Genomic DNA, 16,614 nt, shown 5'->3' with positions numbered 1-16,614 from the left:
CGATGATGTTATCCAAAGCCATGACACAGATGCCGCCATCGGCGGAAAACAGCGGCCGGCCCTATGTGGTCGCGAAGAATCTCTGCAAATATTATCCCATATCGGGCCTTGGTCACCGTGTGGTGAAATCCGTCGACGATGTTTCCCTGACGATCGGCGAGGGGGAGGTATTGGGCCTTGTCGGCGAATCCGGTTGCGGCAAAAGCACTGTTGCCGGACTGATCACGCGCCTGACGCACGCGACGCGGGGTGAGGTCAGCATCGGAGATCACGACATATTGCACATGCAGGGCGAGGCGCTCCGGCGCGTGCGCCGGGTTGTGCAACTGGTGTTTCAGGACCCTTATTCCGCACTCGATCCGCGTATGCGCATTGGCCAGAGCATGCAGGCGCCGCTTGCCCAGCACGGCATCGGCACCCGCGAGGAGCGCACGGCGCGTGTTTTCCGAATGCTGGAGGAAGTCGGTCTCGACGGTTCCTTTTACGATCGGTATCCGAGCCAGTGTTCCGGCGGCCAGTTGCAGCGCGTCGTCATCGGCCGCGCGCTTCTTCTCAATCCGAGTTTCCTTGTCTGTGATGAACCGACATCGGCACTCGACGCCTCGATGCGCACGCAGATCCTGAACCTCCTGATGGACATGAAGCGCCGCCACGGCCTGACGGTTCTGATGATTTCTCATGACCTGCGCGTGGTGCGTTATCTCTGTGATCGCATTGCCGTGATGTATCTCGGACGCATCGTTGAAATCGCCGACCGCGAAGAGCTTTTCCGCGCGCCCAAGCATCCCTACACGAAAGCTCTCATCGCCTCGTCGATGCTGGACGAGACGGGGTTATATGCACCGGAAATGCTTCTGGACGGTGATCTGCCGAGCCCTCTCAACCCTCCTGGTGGCTGCAAGTTTCACACCCGCTGTAAATATGCGACCGCAATCTGCGGTGAGGTGGAGCCGACTCTGGAAGGCGTTTCCGGAGAGCACTTTGCGCGCTGCCACCGCTGGCGGGAACTGGGTTGAGAAACGGTGCACTGAATGTTTTTCAGGGAATGTGAAAAACAGTCGAATAGTGCGTACGTGAAGTAACAACGGAATAAAATTCCGAATAAAAAACGTAAAATGAATGTAAAGAAGGCGGATGTATTGTCGTGTCCGTCAATGTGATTCTTTGTAATTAATGATAGATAATATTAAAAGCTTAGGGAAACTAGATTGTGAGCGTCGCCATCAAAGATAAGGGGAATTATGCAATGATAAAGCACGCACTTTTAACCACCTGCGCCATTGCCGGGGCTTTCGGGGCTAACGCCGCAAATGCCGGCACTGTGACCTATGATGACAACTACGCCATAAAAGCCGCATGGCAGATGGCGTCGGATGATTCCACAATGGGCATGCGTGTCGGGTGCTATGAAGGCCTTGTCAGAATTGGCTTCGACATGAGGCAGGAGGCATCTCTTGCGGAGTCCTGGAAGCAGATCGAGCCTAAAGTGTGGGAGTTCAAGCTGCGCAAGGGCGTCAAATTCCAGAACGGCGAAGACTTTAACGCCGCAGCAGTCGTCAACGCGCTCACCAATCTCCTGAAAGCATCCGTTCCTGCCCGTGCCTTTTCGCCGAAACAGATCGCCAGTGTGGAGGCCGTTGGCGATGATATTGTGAAGGTGACGACGATCGAACCGTCGGTGCTGTTGCCTGCGCAGTTGGCAAGCCCCGCCACTGCCATTCTTGCGCCATCGGCCTATAAGGACGGCAAGATCAATCCTATCGGCACCTGCACCGGGCCGTTCGAGATCACGGAAGTCGATCCCAATCAATATATGGTCATGAAGGCCAATCACGGATATTGGGGCGGCATGCCGAAACTTGACGGGGGTCGCGTTAATTTCGTTCCCGACGCAGACACGCGCGCCACCCAGATAAGGACGGGCGAAGTGCAGATTTCGCGCCTGGTCCCGCCGTGGTCGATCAAATCCATCGAGGCAACCAAGGGAGTTAAGGTCGCCACCATTTCGGTACCGCGCATCACAGAATTGCTGCTGAATAATTCCAGGCCACCGTTCAACGATAAAAAGGTTCGTGAGGCCGTGCGTGCGGCAATCGATGCCGCCGGCATCGCCAGCAGTATTTACGAAGAGAAGGTCAAAAGCGCGAGCATGCCGTTTGCCCCGGGGCAGCCATGGGCGGTGGAAGAACCCGCATCGGCCTATAACGTGGCAAAGGCAAAATCTCTCCTCCAGGAGGCCGGCATCGCCCCGGGCAGTCTGAAAGTCACCATACTTGCTTACACGATGAAGACCGAGCTGAAGGATGTGGCCGCTATTATTCAGGCGCAGTTGCAGGAGATCGGGATCACGGCCGGTGTCCGTGTCGCAGAATATAGTGCGATTGAGCCTGATCTTCTTGCCGGCAACTTCGACATGGTGCTGCTGTCGCGCGGTTATGCCACGGATGTGATTGAGCCGGCTGGATATCTCAACGCCGACTATTCCTGCACCGGCACATACAACATTTCGCATTATTGCAATGCAGATACGGACAAGTTGATCAAGGCTGCTTATGCCGAAGTGGAGCCCACCAAGCGTTACGCGATTTATGGTGAGATAGCGAAGAAGATTTATGATGATGCCGTCTCGGTCTTTCTCGTCCATGAAACCGTGTTCGATGCCTATTCCGAAAAACTCGAAAACTTCCGGCCGCATCCGATCAACTATTTCGTGCTGACGAAGGATATGGCGATCAAGTAGATCGGCATTGCGAAGGGAGCCCGGCTCTGAGGAGCCGGGTTGCGCAAAGAAATCGCATGGCTTCAAAGACCCGCTCAACGCTCAACGCTCAACGCTTCCCTCGCTCGCAGGGGGATAGGCCCGCCTGCGACGCGGTTTTCGCCACGATCGATGTCGGCGACGTCGGCAATTGGTTTTGAGCAACCTACTGCCGTCTTGTCCGAGAAAAAAGGGGATATCTGCCGAGGAGCGATGGAGAGATATTGGACCTCATCCATTCCTTACGCTGAAATCGAGCGTGAACCGAGTGGCAAGGCGGACCGACGGCAGCATGGAAAAGCTGCCGCCAGCATTTTTTCGTTCAGGCGCGCGCTTCAGGCGTATAGCCAGCAGCGGTGATGATTTCGGCAATACGTGCCGCATCGGAGACGCCGCCAACCACGACCGTGCGGCTTGCCGGATCGGCATGCACGGCAGCGCCGGGAACGGTCTTTTCGATCGCGCCCTTGATCACTCCGGCGCAGTGACCGCAGGTCATGTCCTCAACGTGAAAAGAAAGGTCTGCATCAACCGGCGCCGTCGTGGTTTCGGCGTGATGCTGGTGAGCGGTGCACATAGGCGGTTCTCCATGGTTTGGAATTCTAACGGGAGGAGCCTGGACTATTCCAACGTGGGAAGGTCAAGCGCTTTATTCGCCGGCGCTCAACAAGTGTGCCACGATATCAGCTGCGCCAGAAAATTGGCATCAGCAGCACCAGGACCGTCAGTATTTCCAGACGCCCTAGCAGCATCATCATCGACAGGACGTAAAGCGCCGGATCGCTAATGGTGGCGAAATTACCAGAGGGGCCGATGACGGGGCCGATACCCGGTCCGACATTGCCGAGCGCCGTTGCCACCGAAGATATGGACGTGAGAAAATCATAACCCATCAGACTCATGGCGAGGCTGCCGGCGATCCAAAGCGCGACATAACAGCTGACGAACAGGAAAATCGTCCGGATCGTATCGGGATCGACCACCTGCTGCCCATAACGAACCGAATAAACGGCGTTCGGATAGATCAGCTTCTTCAGGCCCGCCCGCGCCACGTTGAACATGATGAGAAAACGATAGGCCTTGATGCCACCCGCCGTGGACCCGGAGCAACCGCCCATGAAGGTGGCAAAAAAGGCGACAACGACGACGAAAGGCCCCCAGAGCGTATAGTCGTCGCTGGCAAAGCCGCCGGTGGAAAGGATCGAGGTCATGTTGAAGAAGGAATGGCTGAGCGCGTCGTTCAGCGGCACGCCGTTCCTGAGATGATGATAGACGCCGACGGCGATGGAAATCGCGCAGAGATATCCCAGGAAGACGACGATCTGGGGGTCGCGCAGCGTTTCCAGCCGGCGGCGCACGGCCAACAGGATCATCACCGAGAAGGGCAGACTGCCGAAGATCAGGAAGACGGTGGCGATCCACAGCAGTGCCGTATTGTTGAAATAGGCGAAAGAGGCGTCATGGGTGGAGAAACCACCGGTCGCGACCGTCGACATGGCGTGGTTCAGCGCATCGAAGTGCGACATGCCGGCAAAATCGTAAGCGATCGTACAGGCAAGCGTCATGATGATGTAAATGGCCACGAAAGCCCGGGTGAAGCTTGCGAGCCGCGCGAAAGGCCGGTCATTGCCGGTATCGGAGGATTCCATGCGAAAGAACGTCATGCCGCCGACGCGCAGCAGCGGCAGGATGAAGAGGCCGAGCGCCACGATACCGATACCGCCAAGCCAGCACAGCAGCGAGCGCCAGAGGAGGATGCCCTGCGGGGCGTGGTCAAGCCCGGAAACAACGGTGGATCCCGTTGTCGTAATGGCGGAAACGGATTCGAAAAACGCTTGGCCAAGTGTCAGGCCGAGTTCGGACAGGTAAAGCGGAACCGCGCCGACAATTGAAAAGACCAGCCAGAGCAGGTTGACGAGCAAAAAGCCGAAACGTTTGTTGAAGGCGGCAATCGGCCCGCGCGTCGCCAGCGCGCAGGCAAGCGCAAAGCCCCCGCACATGAAACCCGACAGCGCAAACACCATCCAGTCGTCATTGCCGTAATAGAGATCGGTGAGCGCCGGCAGAAACATGGCTGTCGCCATGTAAAGCCCGAAAATGGAGGCCACATATATGACCGAGCGCAGAAGGTTGCTGTTCAAGAAATGAAACCTGGAGTTTGTTGCCGCGCTGAAATGAGTCTTTGTCTCGGACGCCTTCCTATGGCATAGCGGGTGCCATTATGAATTTCAATGGATTGACTATCGTGGACAAGCAGCTTGTGGAAGCAGCGCGGCGGGAAGTGCGGGAAATATTCCCCGAAACACCGCTGCAGTTGAATGAACATCTCAGCCGTCGGTATGGCGCGTCGATTTGGCTGAAGCGTGAGGATCTGTCCCCGGTTCGTTCCTACAAGATTAGAGGCGCATTCAACTTTCTGCGCAAAGCGGTGGCCAAGGCCGGCAAGGGCAAGGTTTTCGTCTGTGCTTCGGCCGGCAACCATGCGCAGGGCTTCGCCTTCGCCTGCCGTCATTTCGGTGTTCACGGCGTCGTTTTCATGCCGGTGACCACACCGCAGCAGAAGATCGAAAAAACCCGCATCTTCGGCGGCGAATTTATCTCGATCCGTCTGGTGGGCGATATATTCGACCAGTGTTATGCCGCCGCACGCCAGCACGTGCAGGATAATGACGGCTACATGGTGCCGCCCTTCGACCATGAGGACATCATCGAGGGACAGGCGACGGTCGCCGCCGAGATCATGGATCAGCTTCCGGAAGGCACGAAGCCTGACATCGTCGTCATGCCCGTTGGTGGTGGTGGGCTTTCGGCTGGCCTCACCGGTTTTCTGGCCGGTACGGTGAAGAAGGAGAACTTCGTGTTCTGCGAGCCTGAGGGCGCGCCGAGCCTGAAGAAGAGCCTCGAACGCGGCGAACCAGTGACGCTTAACAAGATCGACAATTTCGTCGACGGCGCTGCCGTCGCCCGCATTGGCGACCTGAATTTCACGGCGCTGAAGGATTTTCCGGCCGATCAGGTCCAGCTCATCCCCGAAAACGCCATCTGCGTGACGATCATCGAGATGTTGAACCTCGAAGGCGTAGTGCTGGAGCCCGCTGGTGCCCTTTCGATTGCCGCGCTGGAAAAGCTTGGCCGCGAAAGGCTGGAAGGCAAGACGGTGATTGCCGTGGTTTCCGGGGGCAATTTCGATTTCGAGCGCCTTCCGGACGTGAAGGAACGCGCCATGCGTTACACGGGCGTGAAAAAGTATTTCATCCTGCGCCTGCCGCAGCGCCCCGGTGCGCTGCGCGATTTCCTCAATCTGCTCGGCCCGGACGATGATATTGCCCGTTTCGAATATCTGAAGAAATCGGCCCGCAACTTCGGCTCGATCCTGATCGGCATCGAAACCAATGCGCAGGAAAACTTCGCCGGGTTGCTGGAGCGCTTTGAAGCGGCGGGTCTCGGTTATGAAGACATCACCGAAAACGACATTCTGTCGAACCTGATCATCTGATCCGGCAAGGCACAGGGAAGGGCGGTGTAGCGCCGCCTTTCCACGTATGATTGATTGAGGGAGTGAAAGCCATGGCATCGTTTTTTTCCAAAATCCTCTCGGCCTTCGGCTCCGGCCAGCCGTCCGCCGACGCGCCGCAGAAGGTGGCGCAGGCCGAGCCGCATGCGCATGGCGACTATCTGATTTATGCGACGCCGATCAAGGAAGGCGGCCAGTTCCGCCTGGCGGGCCGTATCGAGAAAAAGGCCGGCGACGAAGTGCTGGTGCATGAATTTGTGCGCGCCGACGTCTTCACGAGCATGGACGATGCCGTGGAGTTCACGATCCGCAAGGCGAAGCTCATCATTGAGCAGAACGGCGCGTCGCTTTTTCCAGGAAAATGATGACGTTTTCTTATTCTCTAAATTAAGATTCCGTTGGTTGCTTGGGCCTATCGTCTGTGAAGGGCATGGAGTCGCGCCGATAGACCGGCGTGATGTGGATCGATAGGGCGTGTGCCGATGCAATGGGCAAATCTGGCCCTCTTCCTGACGGAGGCCATCGTCTATTTTTCGGTAATGACGGCATTCCTTCATTACCGGCATATTCTTGGCATCGGTGTTTTTCTCACCGCGCTGGGTGTCATGCACTTCCTGGAAACCTATCTGGCGGCCGTTTTTTATGTGCAGCTGCCCTTTGGCGTGGCGTCGCCCGGCTCCTCGATCCTTTTTGCCGGCAAGCTGATGATGATCCTCATGCTCTATATGCGCGAGGACGCGGCGGTTGTTCGGCAACCGATCTACGGCCTGTTTCTCGGCAATATATTGACCGTCATCATGGCGCAGATCATCCGTTTTCATCAGACGGTGGCGATTGTTCCCGGGCAGTCGGTCAGCGCCGCATTTCTGGATGAGATGGGCGTGCTGATGGTTTGGGGAACCAGCCTGCTTTACATCGACGCCATCGCCATCATCCTGTTTTACGAAAAGCTGGGTCGTTATCTGCAGCGCCATATCGTGCTGCGCTTCGCGATTTGCGGCGTCGTTATCCTGAGCCTCGATCAGGCAGGTTTTTATGGAGCGCTGCGATTGTTGTTCAACGCACCTCTCGATGTCTTTTACGATGGCTGGAAAGCGAAGATGTCGGCCGTTGCCGTTTATTCGTTGCTCTTCGCGATCTATCTTGGGCTGACATCCGCCAAGGGCCGTTTCCTCACGCGCCGCAACATAGCGGATGTCTTCAACGATCTGACTTTCCGCGAACGTTACGAAGAACTGCTGTCGCGCTCCGGGCGCGACATGCTGACGGGTGTTTCGGACCGTGCCCGCATGGAACTCGACGCGCCTTCCATCGTGCTTGACTGCGCCGAAAAGAGGCGGGCGATCAGTGTGCTTATCGTCGATATCGATCATTTCAAGACCGTCAATGACACCTTCGGTCATCTACAGGGCGATGAAATTCTGCGCGAATTCGCAGCCGTGCTAAAGCGGTCGGTCCAGCCACATGGTCATCTCTACCGTTTCGGCGGCGAGGAATTTGTGGCCCTGCTTCCGGCGATGTCGCATGAGGCCGCGCTCGCCTTCTCGGAAGGTCTGCGCGCCGCCGTGCTGGCGGGTCTGCGCCGGCCCGATGGAACGCCGTTGACCGTCAGTATCGGTGTTGCAACTGGTCTTGAGGACGGGCGGGTATTTATGGAACTTCTGTCGGAAGCCGACTCGCGGCTCTATGCGGCAAAAAATAACGGCCGTGATCAGGTCCACGGCCGTTACGGAATGTGGGTCGGCTGATACATTACCGCATCAGCCTCCATTAAATTGTCTCAGGCGGCCTGCGCCAGCTCTTCAACCTTGGCTTCGGCGGCAGCTACGGCCTTTTCGACTGCTTCCGGACCGAATGCCAGGCCTTCGACGTAGATGACTTCCACATCCGTCATGCCCATGAAACCGAGGACGGTCTTCAGGTAAGGAACGGCGTGGTTCATCGATACGGCCGGGCCTTCGGAATAAACGCCGGCAGCGGCCAGAACGATGTAGACCTTCTTGCCGGTGGCAAGGCCGACCGGGCCGGTTTCGGTGTATTTGAAGGTCTGGCCGGCGCGCGCGACATTGTCGATCCAGGACTTGAGACCGGAATAAATGTTGAAATTGATGAGGCCGGTGCCGATGACGACGGTATCGGCGGCCAGAAGCTCGGTTACCAGCTTGTCGGAATAATCGGCGGCAACCGCTTCTTCAGCGGTGCGTTGGTCGGGCGCCTTGCGGATGGCGGCGGTCTTGACGGTGTCGAGATGCGGGATCGGGTCAGCAGCGAGATCGCGGTGGACAAGGGTGTTGGAAGCCGACTTTGCCTCCAGCTTGCTGGCGAGTTCACCGGCGAACTTGTTGGAAACCGATTCGTCGCCACGCGGGCTGGAGGTGATGAGAAGAATGTTGGACATGGTCTTTCCTTGCATAAGCGATGAATTGACGGGCGCCTTGGGAGGGCGGGAGAGCACAATGCCCTTCCTTTGCCCCTATATGGAAAATTGTTGCCATCAAGAAAACTGTGATAATGTGGAAGCAATCTATCGATGAAATGGATGGTACATGGACGCGAACCCGACACTCGATCAATTGCAGGTGTTTTTGACGGTGGCCGAGACCGGCAGTTTTTCCGCCGCGTCACGGGCGCTCAATCGTGCGCAGTCGGTGATCAGCTACACCATCGCCAACCTTGAGGCGCAGCTTGAAGTGACACTGTTCGAGCGCAGCGGCGTGCGCCAGCCGAAGCTGACGGATGAAGGTCGCGCCATGCTGGAGGATGCAAGGCGTATTGTCGCCGGCCTGCAGGAGATGCGCGCCCGCGCCAAGGGGCTGAAGCAGGGGCTTGAGGCGGAACTTTCGGTTGCCATCAGCACCATGGTGCCGGCCGAGGCTGTCGTGGCCGTGCTGCGGGATTTTCGCCAGCAGTTCCCCACCGTCACCTTCAGCCTCAATGTCGGAGAGCTGGGCATGGTCATGGAGATGGTGCTTTCCCGCAAGGCCGGCATCGGCATCGGAGGGGCGGTATTGCGCCAGGACGATGAACTCGTGATGGAAAAGGTTGGCCATTCCTTCATGTTGCCGGTGGTTGCGTCAGACCACCCGCTGGCGCAGATCGAGCGGCCTCTGGTTCTCGCTGACGTGCGCGAGGAAGTTCAGCTTGTCGTCACCGATGCATCGGGCCTCACCAAGGGGCGGGATTTCAACGTGCTGTCCTACAAGACATGGCGGGTCAGCGACATCGCCACGAAATACCAGCTCATTAAGGGCGGTCTGGGCTGGGGCGGCCTGCCCGCATCGATCGTGCGGAACGACCTGGCCAATGGCGGCCTCAAAGCGCTTGAACTCGAGGCCTATGAGCAGGGCGAATATCCGCTCTTTGCGCTGCGGCGTGTCGATTCACCCGCCGGCCCCGCCGGCCAATGGCTCACCGAAGCATTTCAGCAGCGCCTTTCGGCCTGCCCGAAGCATAAGGATTTCAACGGGATGCTTGCTGCCCAAAAGCAGAGGACAATTGCTGTCGCCGCTGAGTGACATTGGTTGAAGTTGCGACAATTACCTTTAGGCTGAGAAGGTGCCGCTATGCCAGCAAGGCCAATTGACGTGGGTGGATCGCCTGCCTATACCTAAATTACGGTCAGCAGTTCACCGAGGCATCGCCGTCCCGTAAGGGAAGCTAAACCTGCATTTTTAAAGTTTGACAGCACTTATCCTGTGCCATGTCGGAAGCCGGCGATCAGCGACACCTTTTCGGAATGGCACATGAGGGTAAGTCATGCCACGTTCGATCCTTTCCATCGATATCGCTGACCTGTCGACTTTCGCCAAATCCGTCCGTGAACAGATCGGCAGGCTGGACCGAAAGCCAAGCCATGTGGAGATGCTCAATCTGCTGAGCCGCGCTGCCGGGTTCCGAAATTTCCAGCATCTGCGCGCGTCAAGAAACCCATCCGCTGAAAGTGGGCAATCCCGCCCTGAGATGCTTTCGGCCGCCAATGAGGGCAGGGTGCTGAAGACAGTTCGTGTCTTCGACGCTGCCGGCCGGATGATGCAATGGCCGGCCCGCCGCTCGCATCAGGAACTGTGCCTCTGGTATCTGTGGGCGAAAATTCCCGCCGGGCAGAGCTTTTCAGAGCGCGAATTCAACAGCTTTCTGGATAGCCTGCACCTGTTCGGGGATGCAGCCATGCTGAGGCGCGACATGGTCGGCCTGAGGCTCATCCGCCGCAACCGCGATGGTAGCGATTATCGGCGTGTAGAGCAGAAGCCGCCATTGGAACTGCCGCTTCTGCTGCGAACGCTCGGTGGGCGCGATTGAGGGGATAGCCCTCGGTATTGCCGATAGTTTCCATCAAACTCGGCGTCATCCTCGGGCTTGTCCCGAGGATCTGCTACGGATTGATTTGTTGACGTGGTTAGATCCTTGGGACAAGCCCAAGGATGACGGCAGAGCTTCACCCTGCCGCCAACAGCCGAAAGGCCGCAGCCCTCAAAGAACCAGACGGAACTTCGCGAAACCTTCCGCGCCATCGCCGGCATCCTCGATTTTTGCGCCCTTGATATCGGTTGCATAGTGGCGGCCCTTGGGGCCGGTCTCGAAGATCGCCGTGGTATCGGCCACCGGTGCGAAAGACCAGTTGGCGTCTGCGGACGGATTGATGGTGCCTTGATCGATGATGTAGCGCACGATCACGTCGCGGTTGGTGTCGGGGGCCACGAAAATCACCTTGTCACCGGCGATATCGGGGAATTTGCCACCGCCGCTCGCACGGTAATTATTGGTGGCCACCACGAATTTCTGCTCGGGATCGATGGGCTTGCCTTCAAATTGCAGGTTGACGATGCGGTTGCTCTCCGGGTTGACCGCCTTGCCGTCCTTGTCGAATTTCGCCGGTTTGGAAATGTCGATCTGATAGGTGACGCCATCGATGACATCGAAATTATAGGACGGGAAGTCGGCGTTCAGCAGCGGTGCATCCTTTGCGCCGGCCTCGACCGTATTGAACATGCCGGCCGACATTTCCAGCCAGTTCTTCACCTGCGCGCCGTTGATCAGCACCGCCTGCACCGTGTTGGGATAGAGATAGAGATCGGCGACGTTCTTGATGGCAATGTCACCGGCGGGGACATCGGTATAATAATCCGCGCCGCCGCGACCGCCAGACTTGAAGGGCGCTGCTGCCGAAAGCACGGGCAGATCCTTGTATTGCCCTTCCTTCAGCATGTCCTTGATATACCAGGTCTGGGCGTTGGAAACGATCTGCACGGACGGATCGTCGGCCACCAGCGCGAAATAGGAGTAGAGCGGTGCGGACGTCTTGCCGACGGGACGGCGCACATAGGCGAGGGCCGCCTCGTGATCGGCCTTGGCGGCGGCGAGAACCTCTGGCTTGTCGGTGTAGTCGGCAACGACCTTGCGGCTGTCGTCACGATGATAGATCGGCCGGGCTTCGGAGGTGAAGTCGACGATCTTCCAGCTCTTGCCGTCCTTTTCGAGCAGCAGGTCGATCAGGCCCATATGCGAACCCCAGAAACCAGCCATCACGGCCGGTTTGCCCATCAGCGTGCCCTTCACCGCATCCGCACCCTCGATACCGTCCCAGGTCTTCGGACCGGGGAAAACAAGATGCTGGTGGCCGGTGAAGATGGCGTCGATGCCTTCCACGCCCGCCAGATAGAGCGAGGCGTTTTCCATGCGGTCGCTCTGGCCCTTGCCATCGATGCCGGAATGGGAAAGGGCGATGATGATATCGGCGCCTTCTTCCTTCATCACGGGCACCCAGGCTTTTGCCGCCTCGACGATGTCGCGCGTCTGGGCCTTGCCCTCGAGGTTCTTGGAATCCCACATCATGATCTGCGGCGGCACAAAGCCGATGATGCCGACCTTGACCGGGCTCGTCACGCCGCCGCCGTCGCGTATCTGCTTTTCCAGGATAACATAGGGCTTGAAGAACAGCTCGTCGTTTTTCGGATCGGAAGCAAGCTGGCCCTTGGTGAGATTGGCGCAGACATAAGGGAAACCGGCGCCCGCCAGCGTGTTCGACATATAGTCGAGACCGTAATTGAATTCGTGGTTGCCGAGCGTGCCGCAATCATACCCCAGCACGTTCATGGCGTTGATCACGGGGTGCTTGTCGCCGGCTTTCATGCCGCGCTCATAGGCGATATAGTCGCCGAGCGGATTGCCCTGCAGGAAGTCGCCATTATCCACCAGCATCGAATTGCCGGCCTCGGCGCGGATCTTGTCGATGATCGAGGCGGTGCGCGAAAGCCCCATCGTGTCGTTCGGCTTATCGGCGTAATAATCATAGGGAAAGACGTGAACATGGATATCGGTCGTTTCCATGATGCGCAGATGCGCCTGGTTGGTCGCCGCACGCGCAGCAAAAGGGTGCAGCATCACCAGCGCCGAGGAGGCTGCGATGCCGCCCAGCAGCGAACGCCGGGTAATGGGGTGGAGAGCGAGAAGCGACGACATGGGAACTCCTTCGGATGAAGCTTGCTCTGTCTTGAAAAATGACAGGGTAGAAGCAATCGCAGAGGAGTCCATCACCAAAATGACAGGGCCGTGACAGATGGGCCGGTTTTCAACCGTTTGATAAATTTTTTATCACGGCAGTGCGGCGCAGGTGTCGCCGCACTGGAGAATGCGCATTCTTCGCTCTGCGCATTGCCGTGCTCTGGATCAGCGCGCGAGGGTTGGTCTCACTTCTTCGTGGAAGAAGCGAAAATAGGAGGATAGCTGCGCCAGCGTATTGGTGGAAAGCTTGAGCTGCAGGCCAAGGCGGTTCATGTGCTGCCACTGCACAACGCCCTCGATGAAGCCCAGATCTTCACTCTGCACCTTGACCCGGCTGCCCTTGGCAGCCGCGAAAGGCCCGTCCAGTTCGAGCGCCATTCCGGTGGCGGAAAGATCGACAACACGCCCTCTGGTCGACTGGCTGAAATAATGCACGGTCGCAAAAATCCTGGTTTTGCTGCGGGGCGCGGTCCGGGTCGCCATATTGAGGTTGTTTGTCATTTTGCTGCTCAAATGAATTGTTTCCGATACCTGCATCATGGCGCGGAAAACTTGAGAGCCGTTTAGTTCTTCTCTTAAAATTGCATGTAATTACCGATTATGCTGTGTCGATACGGCACTGATAGCAATTGTTGCGGGCGGAGCGCACGTGGACATAAGCGACATCCGAACGTTCCAGAAGTTGCTGCGCGCGTGACACGATTTCGTTTGTCGCCGTCACCGCGCCGGTGCCGTAGACGATGCGGTCATCGGCCCCATAACCGCGCACGATGTAATCCGGGCTGTCCAGCATCGGCGGAATGGTCTGCGTCTGCGGGTAGCGCTCACAGGCGTCGGCATGCAGAAACACCGGCCCCGTTTCCGCATAGGGCTGCAGCGAGGGAAAGGGCCGGTAGGCGAGGATCAGCATCGCGTCGCCTTCACCGATCTGGCGAAGGCAGTGGCGGCATGGCATACCTCCAGGAGAAACGGCGTTCTCCGGTGCATTGCCATAAGCGTCGGCGGCTCCTGCCCGGTAAGCTTCGGCTTCCTTAGCCGGCATTGCGGTGAAAACGAGATCGGTCATGTCGGGAACCTCCTGTGTTGGGATTGGCGTTGCTTCTTTGCAGCTATGGTCCCGAAACGGATCGCTATCCACCCGATTCTTGACGGGCGATGCAACCGGCCCATTGCGTGACTCGTTAGCTTCGGGAATCAGTGACGCTCCTCGTTCCCGGAAGGTCTGATTTTATGTTCCGTCGTTTTCTGGCCGTCGTTCCACTGGCTTTCGTTTCCTTGACGGTTCCCGCTCAGGCCCAGATGGCGTCTGGCCTCGATGGCCTGTCCGACGAACAGCTTCAGCAGGCGGTCAATTTCGTCATCGGCAATGCGATCTTCTCGCTTTATCACGAGGGCGCGCGCATGCTGATCTCGGATTTCGGAACGGCGCAGACGGCAAGTTCCCAGGCCCCGGCGGATCAACTCGCAGGAACGCTTATCCTCCAGGCCAACGAGGAGTGGCTCGACACCGCGCTCGTCAATGCCACGGATAGCTGGTATCTGGCGCGTGAGGCGCAGACCCTGCCTGAGCATGAAGCCCCGGTCTTCTCTGTGCTGGTGCCAGACAGGAGCCGTGATCGCAACATGGCCTGCCTGATGGTTGGCCGCGACAAGGACGGTTATGGCGATCTGGCCGCCATGATGGGGCTCAACAATGCCGAATTCGACAAATGCGCCGCCGCCTATCCGGGCGTTGCGTCGGCGTGGGAGAATTTTCTCGCGCCCCACCGCAGCCAGGCGCCTTCCAGATTCTCCATCAGCTACATGCCGCCGCGCGACCCGGAACTTGAACCATACGCCATCATGATCAAGGAATCCAAAGTTCTCGATCTCATCAGCCGCAGTTTTAGCAGCTATGGCCTGAAAGGGGACGTCAAGCTGACGGCCAAATCCTGCGGCCGTCCCGACGTCTTTTGGTCGGCGGAAAAGCGCGAGATCACCTATTGTTATGAACTCGGCAAGTTCCAGGCGGAACTGATTGCCGATCATCTGCAGAACACCGTCACGGAAGACAAAGGTGCTGTAGGCGGGAAAATACCGACGGCAGCCGTTAATCTGGAACGGGAAATCTGAAGGCAGATTGCCGGCCGCTGGCGATCTGGCTTCCTGATATGGGAGGAAAGTGCCGTGCTGCTGAGCCGTAAAAAGTATCCCCACCAACATTGCGCAGCGGTTCCTGCGCTGACATTTCCCTCACCCCCTCATTCCTGTTGCTTGTCACGGCAATCTAGCTGACGGCGTCTGCGCGGCGAGAGAGTCTTTTTCAGCCCAAGGACTTGGGCTGGCTGGACTCCTGTGACGAGCACAGGGATGAGGGAGCGGGGAACAGACACTCCTTATCGGAGAATGGCACGCGTTGCTCTCAATGGCGCTACTCAATTGCGCAGCGATATCTCCAAAAGCTCGGTATCGGCAAGCGGCTCCACCCAGGCCTCATAGGTGCCGACGGGCGAAAAACCCATCATCTGGTAAAGCTGCAATGCGCGCGGATGGTCGAGCGTATTCGTGGTCACCGTCACCCGCTGCGGATTGTCCTGCCAGGCGGCGTAAAGCGCTTGCAGAAGGAACCATTTGCCGACGCCCGCGCCGATCGCCTCTTCCAGTAGACCGAAATAGGAAAGCTCGGTCACCTCGTCGCTCGCCCTGTTCAGTTCGAAGAAACCGGCGGGCGCACCATTCATATAAAGAACCGTGACACTGTTTTTCGGATCGCGCAGGATGGCGGAAAGCTCGGCGTCGCTCATGCGCATGCGCTTTTGCCAGTGCCAGCGTTTTCCCACCCGCCAGTAAAGATAGCGGTAGAAATGCAGGGGAATATTGTTGACCCGCATCAGCGCCGTCTGGATGTTCACGGGGATCGGCAGGCTGACCTTCGGCGGCGCCGTCATTTCGAGCTGCGTCACATGCGCCTTCAGCGGCCCGTGCGACAATGTGGGGATTGCATCCGCCGGACCGGTAACCACCGGCGTATCCTGCAATCCGCCCCATTCCGACCATGAGCCGTCATAAAGCGAATTATCCTTATGGCCGAGCGATTCCAGGGCTAGGGTGATGACAGCGGCGGTGACGCCCGAGCCGCAACTGGTGACGACGGGCTTCGAAAGATCGATACCGGCATCGGTCACCATCTTGCGGATGGCGGTCAAATCCTTCAAGTGGCCGTTTTCGGAAAAGGCCGTTGCGGGCAGGCTGCGCGCGCCGGGCATGTGGCCGGAGCGCATGCCGGCACGCGGCTCGGCCTCGTCGCCGGTAAAGCGTCCGGCGCCGCGAGCGTCGGCAATCTGTTTTTCACCGCTGTCGACGATGCCGCGCATGGCGCCCAGCGACGTCACGCGCTTTTCGTTGAAGTCAGGCGTAAAGGTCGCCGGCTCGATTTCCGGCGTGCCGGTTTCGAGCGGCCGCCCTTCGCGTTTCCAGCCGTCGAGGCCGCCATCCAGCACATAGGCTTTGCGCACGCCCATCACCCGCAGCATCCACCACACACGCGGCGCGGAAAAGAAGCCGGGACCGTCATAAACCACGATCGTATCGGTGTCGCTGAGCCCGAGCGAACCGGCCTGTTCCGCAAAGAATTCCGGCGAGGGCAGGGAGTGCGGCAGGCCGGTGGTATGATCGGCGATCTTGTCCTGATCGAAAAAGACCGCACCGGGCAGATGGCCGGCTGCGAATTCTTCCGCACCGTTGCGTTTGTGCGCCGGCAGATACCATGAGGCATCAACGAGACGAAACCCGGTCGTGCCGAGTTGTTTTTCCACCCAGTCCGCCGAAACGACGAAACGGCTCTTATCCGTGCTCACGATGT

General features: G+C 58.2%; 15 protein-coding genes. 8 read left to right on the top strand and 7 right to left on the bottom strand.

The features are described 5' to 3' along the window. Positions 1 to 5: 5 nt before the first annotated feature. Together O9X91_RS14390 and O9X91_RS14385 are read left to right on the top strand one after the other, a co-directional pair. Positions 6 to 1,016 (top strand): ABC transporter ATP-binding protein, encoded by a 1,011-nt coding sequence (locus O9X91_RS14390; protein WP_162520434.1) that lies wholly within the window; start codon positions 6 to 8, stop codon positions 1,014 to 1,016. A gap of 230 nt (positions 1,017 to 1,246) precedes the next feature. Next, entirely contained in the window at positions 1,247 to 2,740 is a 1,494-nt protein-coding gene (locus tag O9X91_RS14385; protein ID WP_269833220.1) for an ABC transporter substrate-binding protein, read from the top strand. A gap of 340 nt (positions 2,741 to 3,080) precedes the next feature. Here the strand turns inward: O9X91_RS14385 and O9X91_RS14380 are convergent, their stop codons facing one another. Both O9X91_RS14380 and O9X91_RS14375 read right to left on the bottom strand, forming a co-directional pair. Beyond that, a complete protein-coding gene (locus O9X91_RS14380; RefSeq protein WP_003521591.1) occupies positions 3,081 to 3,335 on the bottom strand; it encodes a heavy-metal-associated domain-containing protein in 255 nt (84 codons plus the stop codon). Between the two features lie 106 nt (positions 3,336 to 3,441). Beyond that, on the bottom strand, positions 3,442 to 4,899 hold the full coding sequence (locus O9X91_RS14375) for a TrkH family potassium uptake protein (RefSeq protein WP_162520435.1): 1,458 nt from the start codon (positions 4,897 to 4,899) through the stop codon (positions 3,442 to 3,444). Between the two features lie 80 nt (positions 4,900 to 4,979). Between O9X91_RS14375 and ilvA the strand changes: the two genes are divergently transcribed. The 3 genes from ilvA (at position 4,980) to O9X91_RS14360 (ending at position 8,020) form a co-directional block, all read left to right on the top strand. Next, positions 4,980 to 6,254, top strand: a complete 1,275-nt coding sequence (ilvA, locus tag O9X91_RS14370; RefSeq protein ID WP_142912564.1) for a threonine ammonia-lyase — start codon at positions 4,980 to 4,982, stop codon at positions 6,252 to 6,254. 71 nt (positions 6,255 to 6,325) lie between these two features. Further along, complete coding sequence (locus O9X91_RS14365; RefSeq protein WP_077982496.1) at positions 6,326 to 6,637, top strand: HlyU family transcriptional regulator; 312 nt, start codon at positions 6,326 to 6,328, stop codon at positions 6,635 to 6,637. 117 nt (positions 6,638 to 6,754) lie between these two features. Next, a complete protein-coding gene (locus O9X91_RS14360) occupies positions 6,755 to 8,020 on the top strand; it encodes a GGDEF domain-containing protein (protein ID WP_077982495.1) in 1,266 nt (421 codons plus the stop codon). Positions 8,021 to 8,052: 32 nt separating this feature from the next. On the opposite strand, the gene O9X91_RS14355 is transcribed toward O9X91_RS14360, so the two are convergent. Next, positions 8,053 to 8,670 carry an FMN-dependent NADH-azoreductase gene (locus O9X91_RS14355; protein ID WP_269834317.1) on the bottom strand — a complete coding sequence of 206 codons (618 nt, stop codon included), beginning with the start codon at positions 8,668 to 8,670 and terminating at the stop codon, positions 8,053 to 8,055. A gap of 148 nt (positions 8,671 to 8,818) precedes the next feature. On the opposite strand from O9X91_RS14355, the gene O9X91_RS14350 reads away from it, so the two are divergent. Together O9X91_RS14350 and O9X91_RS14345 are read left to right on the top strand one after the other, a co-directional pair. Further along, the gene (locus tag O9X91_RS14350; RefSeq protein ID WP_142912565.1) at positions 8,819 to 9,787 is read left to right on the top strand and encodes a LysR family transcriptional regulator; all 969 of its coding nucleotides are present in this window, start codon (positions 8,819 to 8,821) and stop codon (positions 9,785 to 9,787) included. A 241-nt stretch (positions 9,788 to 10,028) separates the two neighbouring features. Further along, positions 10,029 to 10,571 (top strand): DUF2087 domain-containing protein, encoded by a 543-nt coding sequence (locus O9X91_RS14345; protein WP_142912566.1) that lies wholly within the window; start codon positions 10,029 to 10,031, stop codon positions 10,569 to 10,571. Between the two features lie 171 nt (positions 10,572 to 10,742). Here O9X91_RS14345 and O9X91_RS14340 read toward each other — a convergent pair whose 3' ends face one another. The 3 genes from O9X91_RS14340 to O9X91_RS14330 all read right to left on the bottom strand — a co-directional run bounded on the left by O9X91_RS14340 (position 10,743) and on the right by O9X91_RS14330 (position 13,839). Beyond that, positions 10,743 to 12,731 carry a bifunctional 2',3'-cyclic-nucleotide 2'-phosphodiesterase/3'-nucleotidase gene (locus O9X91_RS14340; RefSeq protein ID WP_269833221.1) on the bottom strand — a complete coding sequence of 663 codons (1,989 nt, stop codon included), beginning with the start codon at positions 12,729 to 12,731 and terminating at the stop codon, positions 10,743 to 10,745. A 207-nt stretch (positions 12,732 to 12,938) separates the two neighbouring features. Then, positions 12,939 to 13,274, bottom strand: a complete 336-nt coding sequence (locus tag O9X91_RS14335; RefSeq protein WP_077982961.1) for a PilZ domain-containing protein — start codon at positions 13,272 to 13,274, stop codon at positions 12,939 to 12,941. A gap of 97 nt (positions 13,275 to 13,371) precedes the next feature. Beyond that, complete coding sequence (locus O9X91_RS14330; RefSeq protein WP_077982490.1) at positions 13,372 to 13,839, bottom strand: DUF1203 domain-containing protein; 468 nt, start codon at positions 13,837 to 13,839, stop codon at positions 13,372 to 13,374. Positions 13,840 to 14,003: 164 nt separating this feature from the next. Here O9X91_RS14330 and O9X91_RS14325 point away from each other — a divergent pair, with 164 nt between their 5' ends. Next, a complete protein-coding gene (locus O9X91_RS14325) occupies positions 14,004 to 14,885 on the top strand; it encodes a DUF4344 domain-containing metallopeptidase (protein WP_173988698.1) in 882 nt (293 codons plus the stop codon). 302 nt (positions 14,886 to 15,187) lie between these two features. Here the strand turns inward: O9X91_RS14325 and sseA are convergent, their stop codons facing one another. Continuing rightward, positions 15,188 to 16,609, bottom strand: a complete 1,422-nt coding sequence (gene sseA, locus O9X91_RS14320) for a 3-mercaptopyruvate sulfurtransferase (RefSeq protein WP_269833222.1) — start codon at positions 16,607 to 16,609, stop codon at positions 15,188 to 15,190. Positions 16,610 to 16,614: the final 5 nt, after the last annotated feature.

The organism is Agrobacterium salinitolerans (assembly GCF_027498475.1).
Lineage (GTDB): Bacteria > Pseudomonadota > Alphaproteobacteria > Rhizobiales > Rhizobiaceae > Agrobacterium > Agrobacterium salinitolerans.
The sequence above is the reverse complement of the archived record's forward strand: the minus strand, read 5'-3'. Positions and strand labels throughout refer to the sequence as shown.

Excerpts from the sequence above, each read along its gene's own strand:
- O9X91_RS14325 (WP_173988698.1), top strand. The coding sequence starts at position 14,004 with ATGTTCCGTCGTTTTCTGGCCGTCGTTCCACTGGCTTTCGTTTCCTTG.
- O9X91_RS14355 (WP_269834317.1), bottom strand. The coding sequence starts at position 8,670 with ATGTCCAACATTCTTCTCATCACCTCCAGCCCGCGTGGCGACGAATCG.
- O9X91_RS14335 (WP_077982961.1), bottom strand. The coding sequence starts at position 13,274 with ATGACAAACAACCTCAATATGGCGACCCGGACCGCGCCCCGCAGCAAA.
- O9X91_RS14360 (WP_077982495.1), top strand. The coding sequence starts at position 6,755 with ATGCAATGGGCAAATCTGGCCCTCTTCCTGACGGAGGCCATCGTCTAT.
- O9X91_RS14330 (WP_077982490.1), bottom strand. The coding sequence starts at position 13,839 with ATGACCGATCTCGTTTTCACCGCAATGCCGGCTAAGGAAGCCGAAGCT.
- ilvA (WP_142912564.1), top strand. The coding sequence starts at position 4,980 with ATGAATTTCAATGGATTGACTATCGTGGACAAGCAGCTTGTGGAAGCA.
- O9X91_RS14380 (WP_003521591.1), bottom strand. The coding sequence starts at position 3,335 with ATGTGCACCGCTCACCAGCATCACGCCGAAACCACGACGGCGCCGGTT.
- O9X91_RS14365 (WP_077982496.1), top strand. The coding sequence starts at position 6,326 with ATGGCATCGTTTTTTTCCAAAATCCTCTCGGCCTTCGGCTCCGGCCAG.
- O9X91_RS14385 (WP_269833220.1), top strand. The coding sequence starts at position 1,247 with ATGATAAAGCACGCACTTTTAACCACCTGCGCCATTGCCGGGGCTTTC.
- O9X91_RS14350 (WP_142912565.1), top strand. The coding sequence starts at position 8,819 with ATGGACGCGAACCCGACACTCGATCAATTGCAGGTGTTTTTGACGGTG.
- O9X91_RS14390 (WP_162520434.1), top strand. The coding sequence starts at position 6 with ATGTTATCCAAAGCCATGACACAGATGCCGCCATCGGCGGAAAACAGC.
- O9X91_RS14340 (WP_269833221.1), bottom strand. The coding sequence starts at position 12,731 with ATGTCGTCGCTTCTCGCTCTCCACCCCATTACCCGGCGTTCGCTGCTG.
- O9X91_RS14345 (WP_142912566.1), top strand. The coding sequence starts at position 10,029 with ATGCCACGTTCGATCCTTTCCATCGATATCGCTGACCTGTCGACTTTC.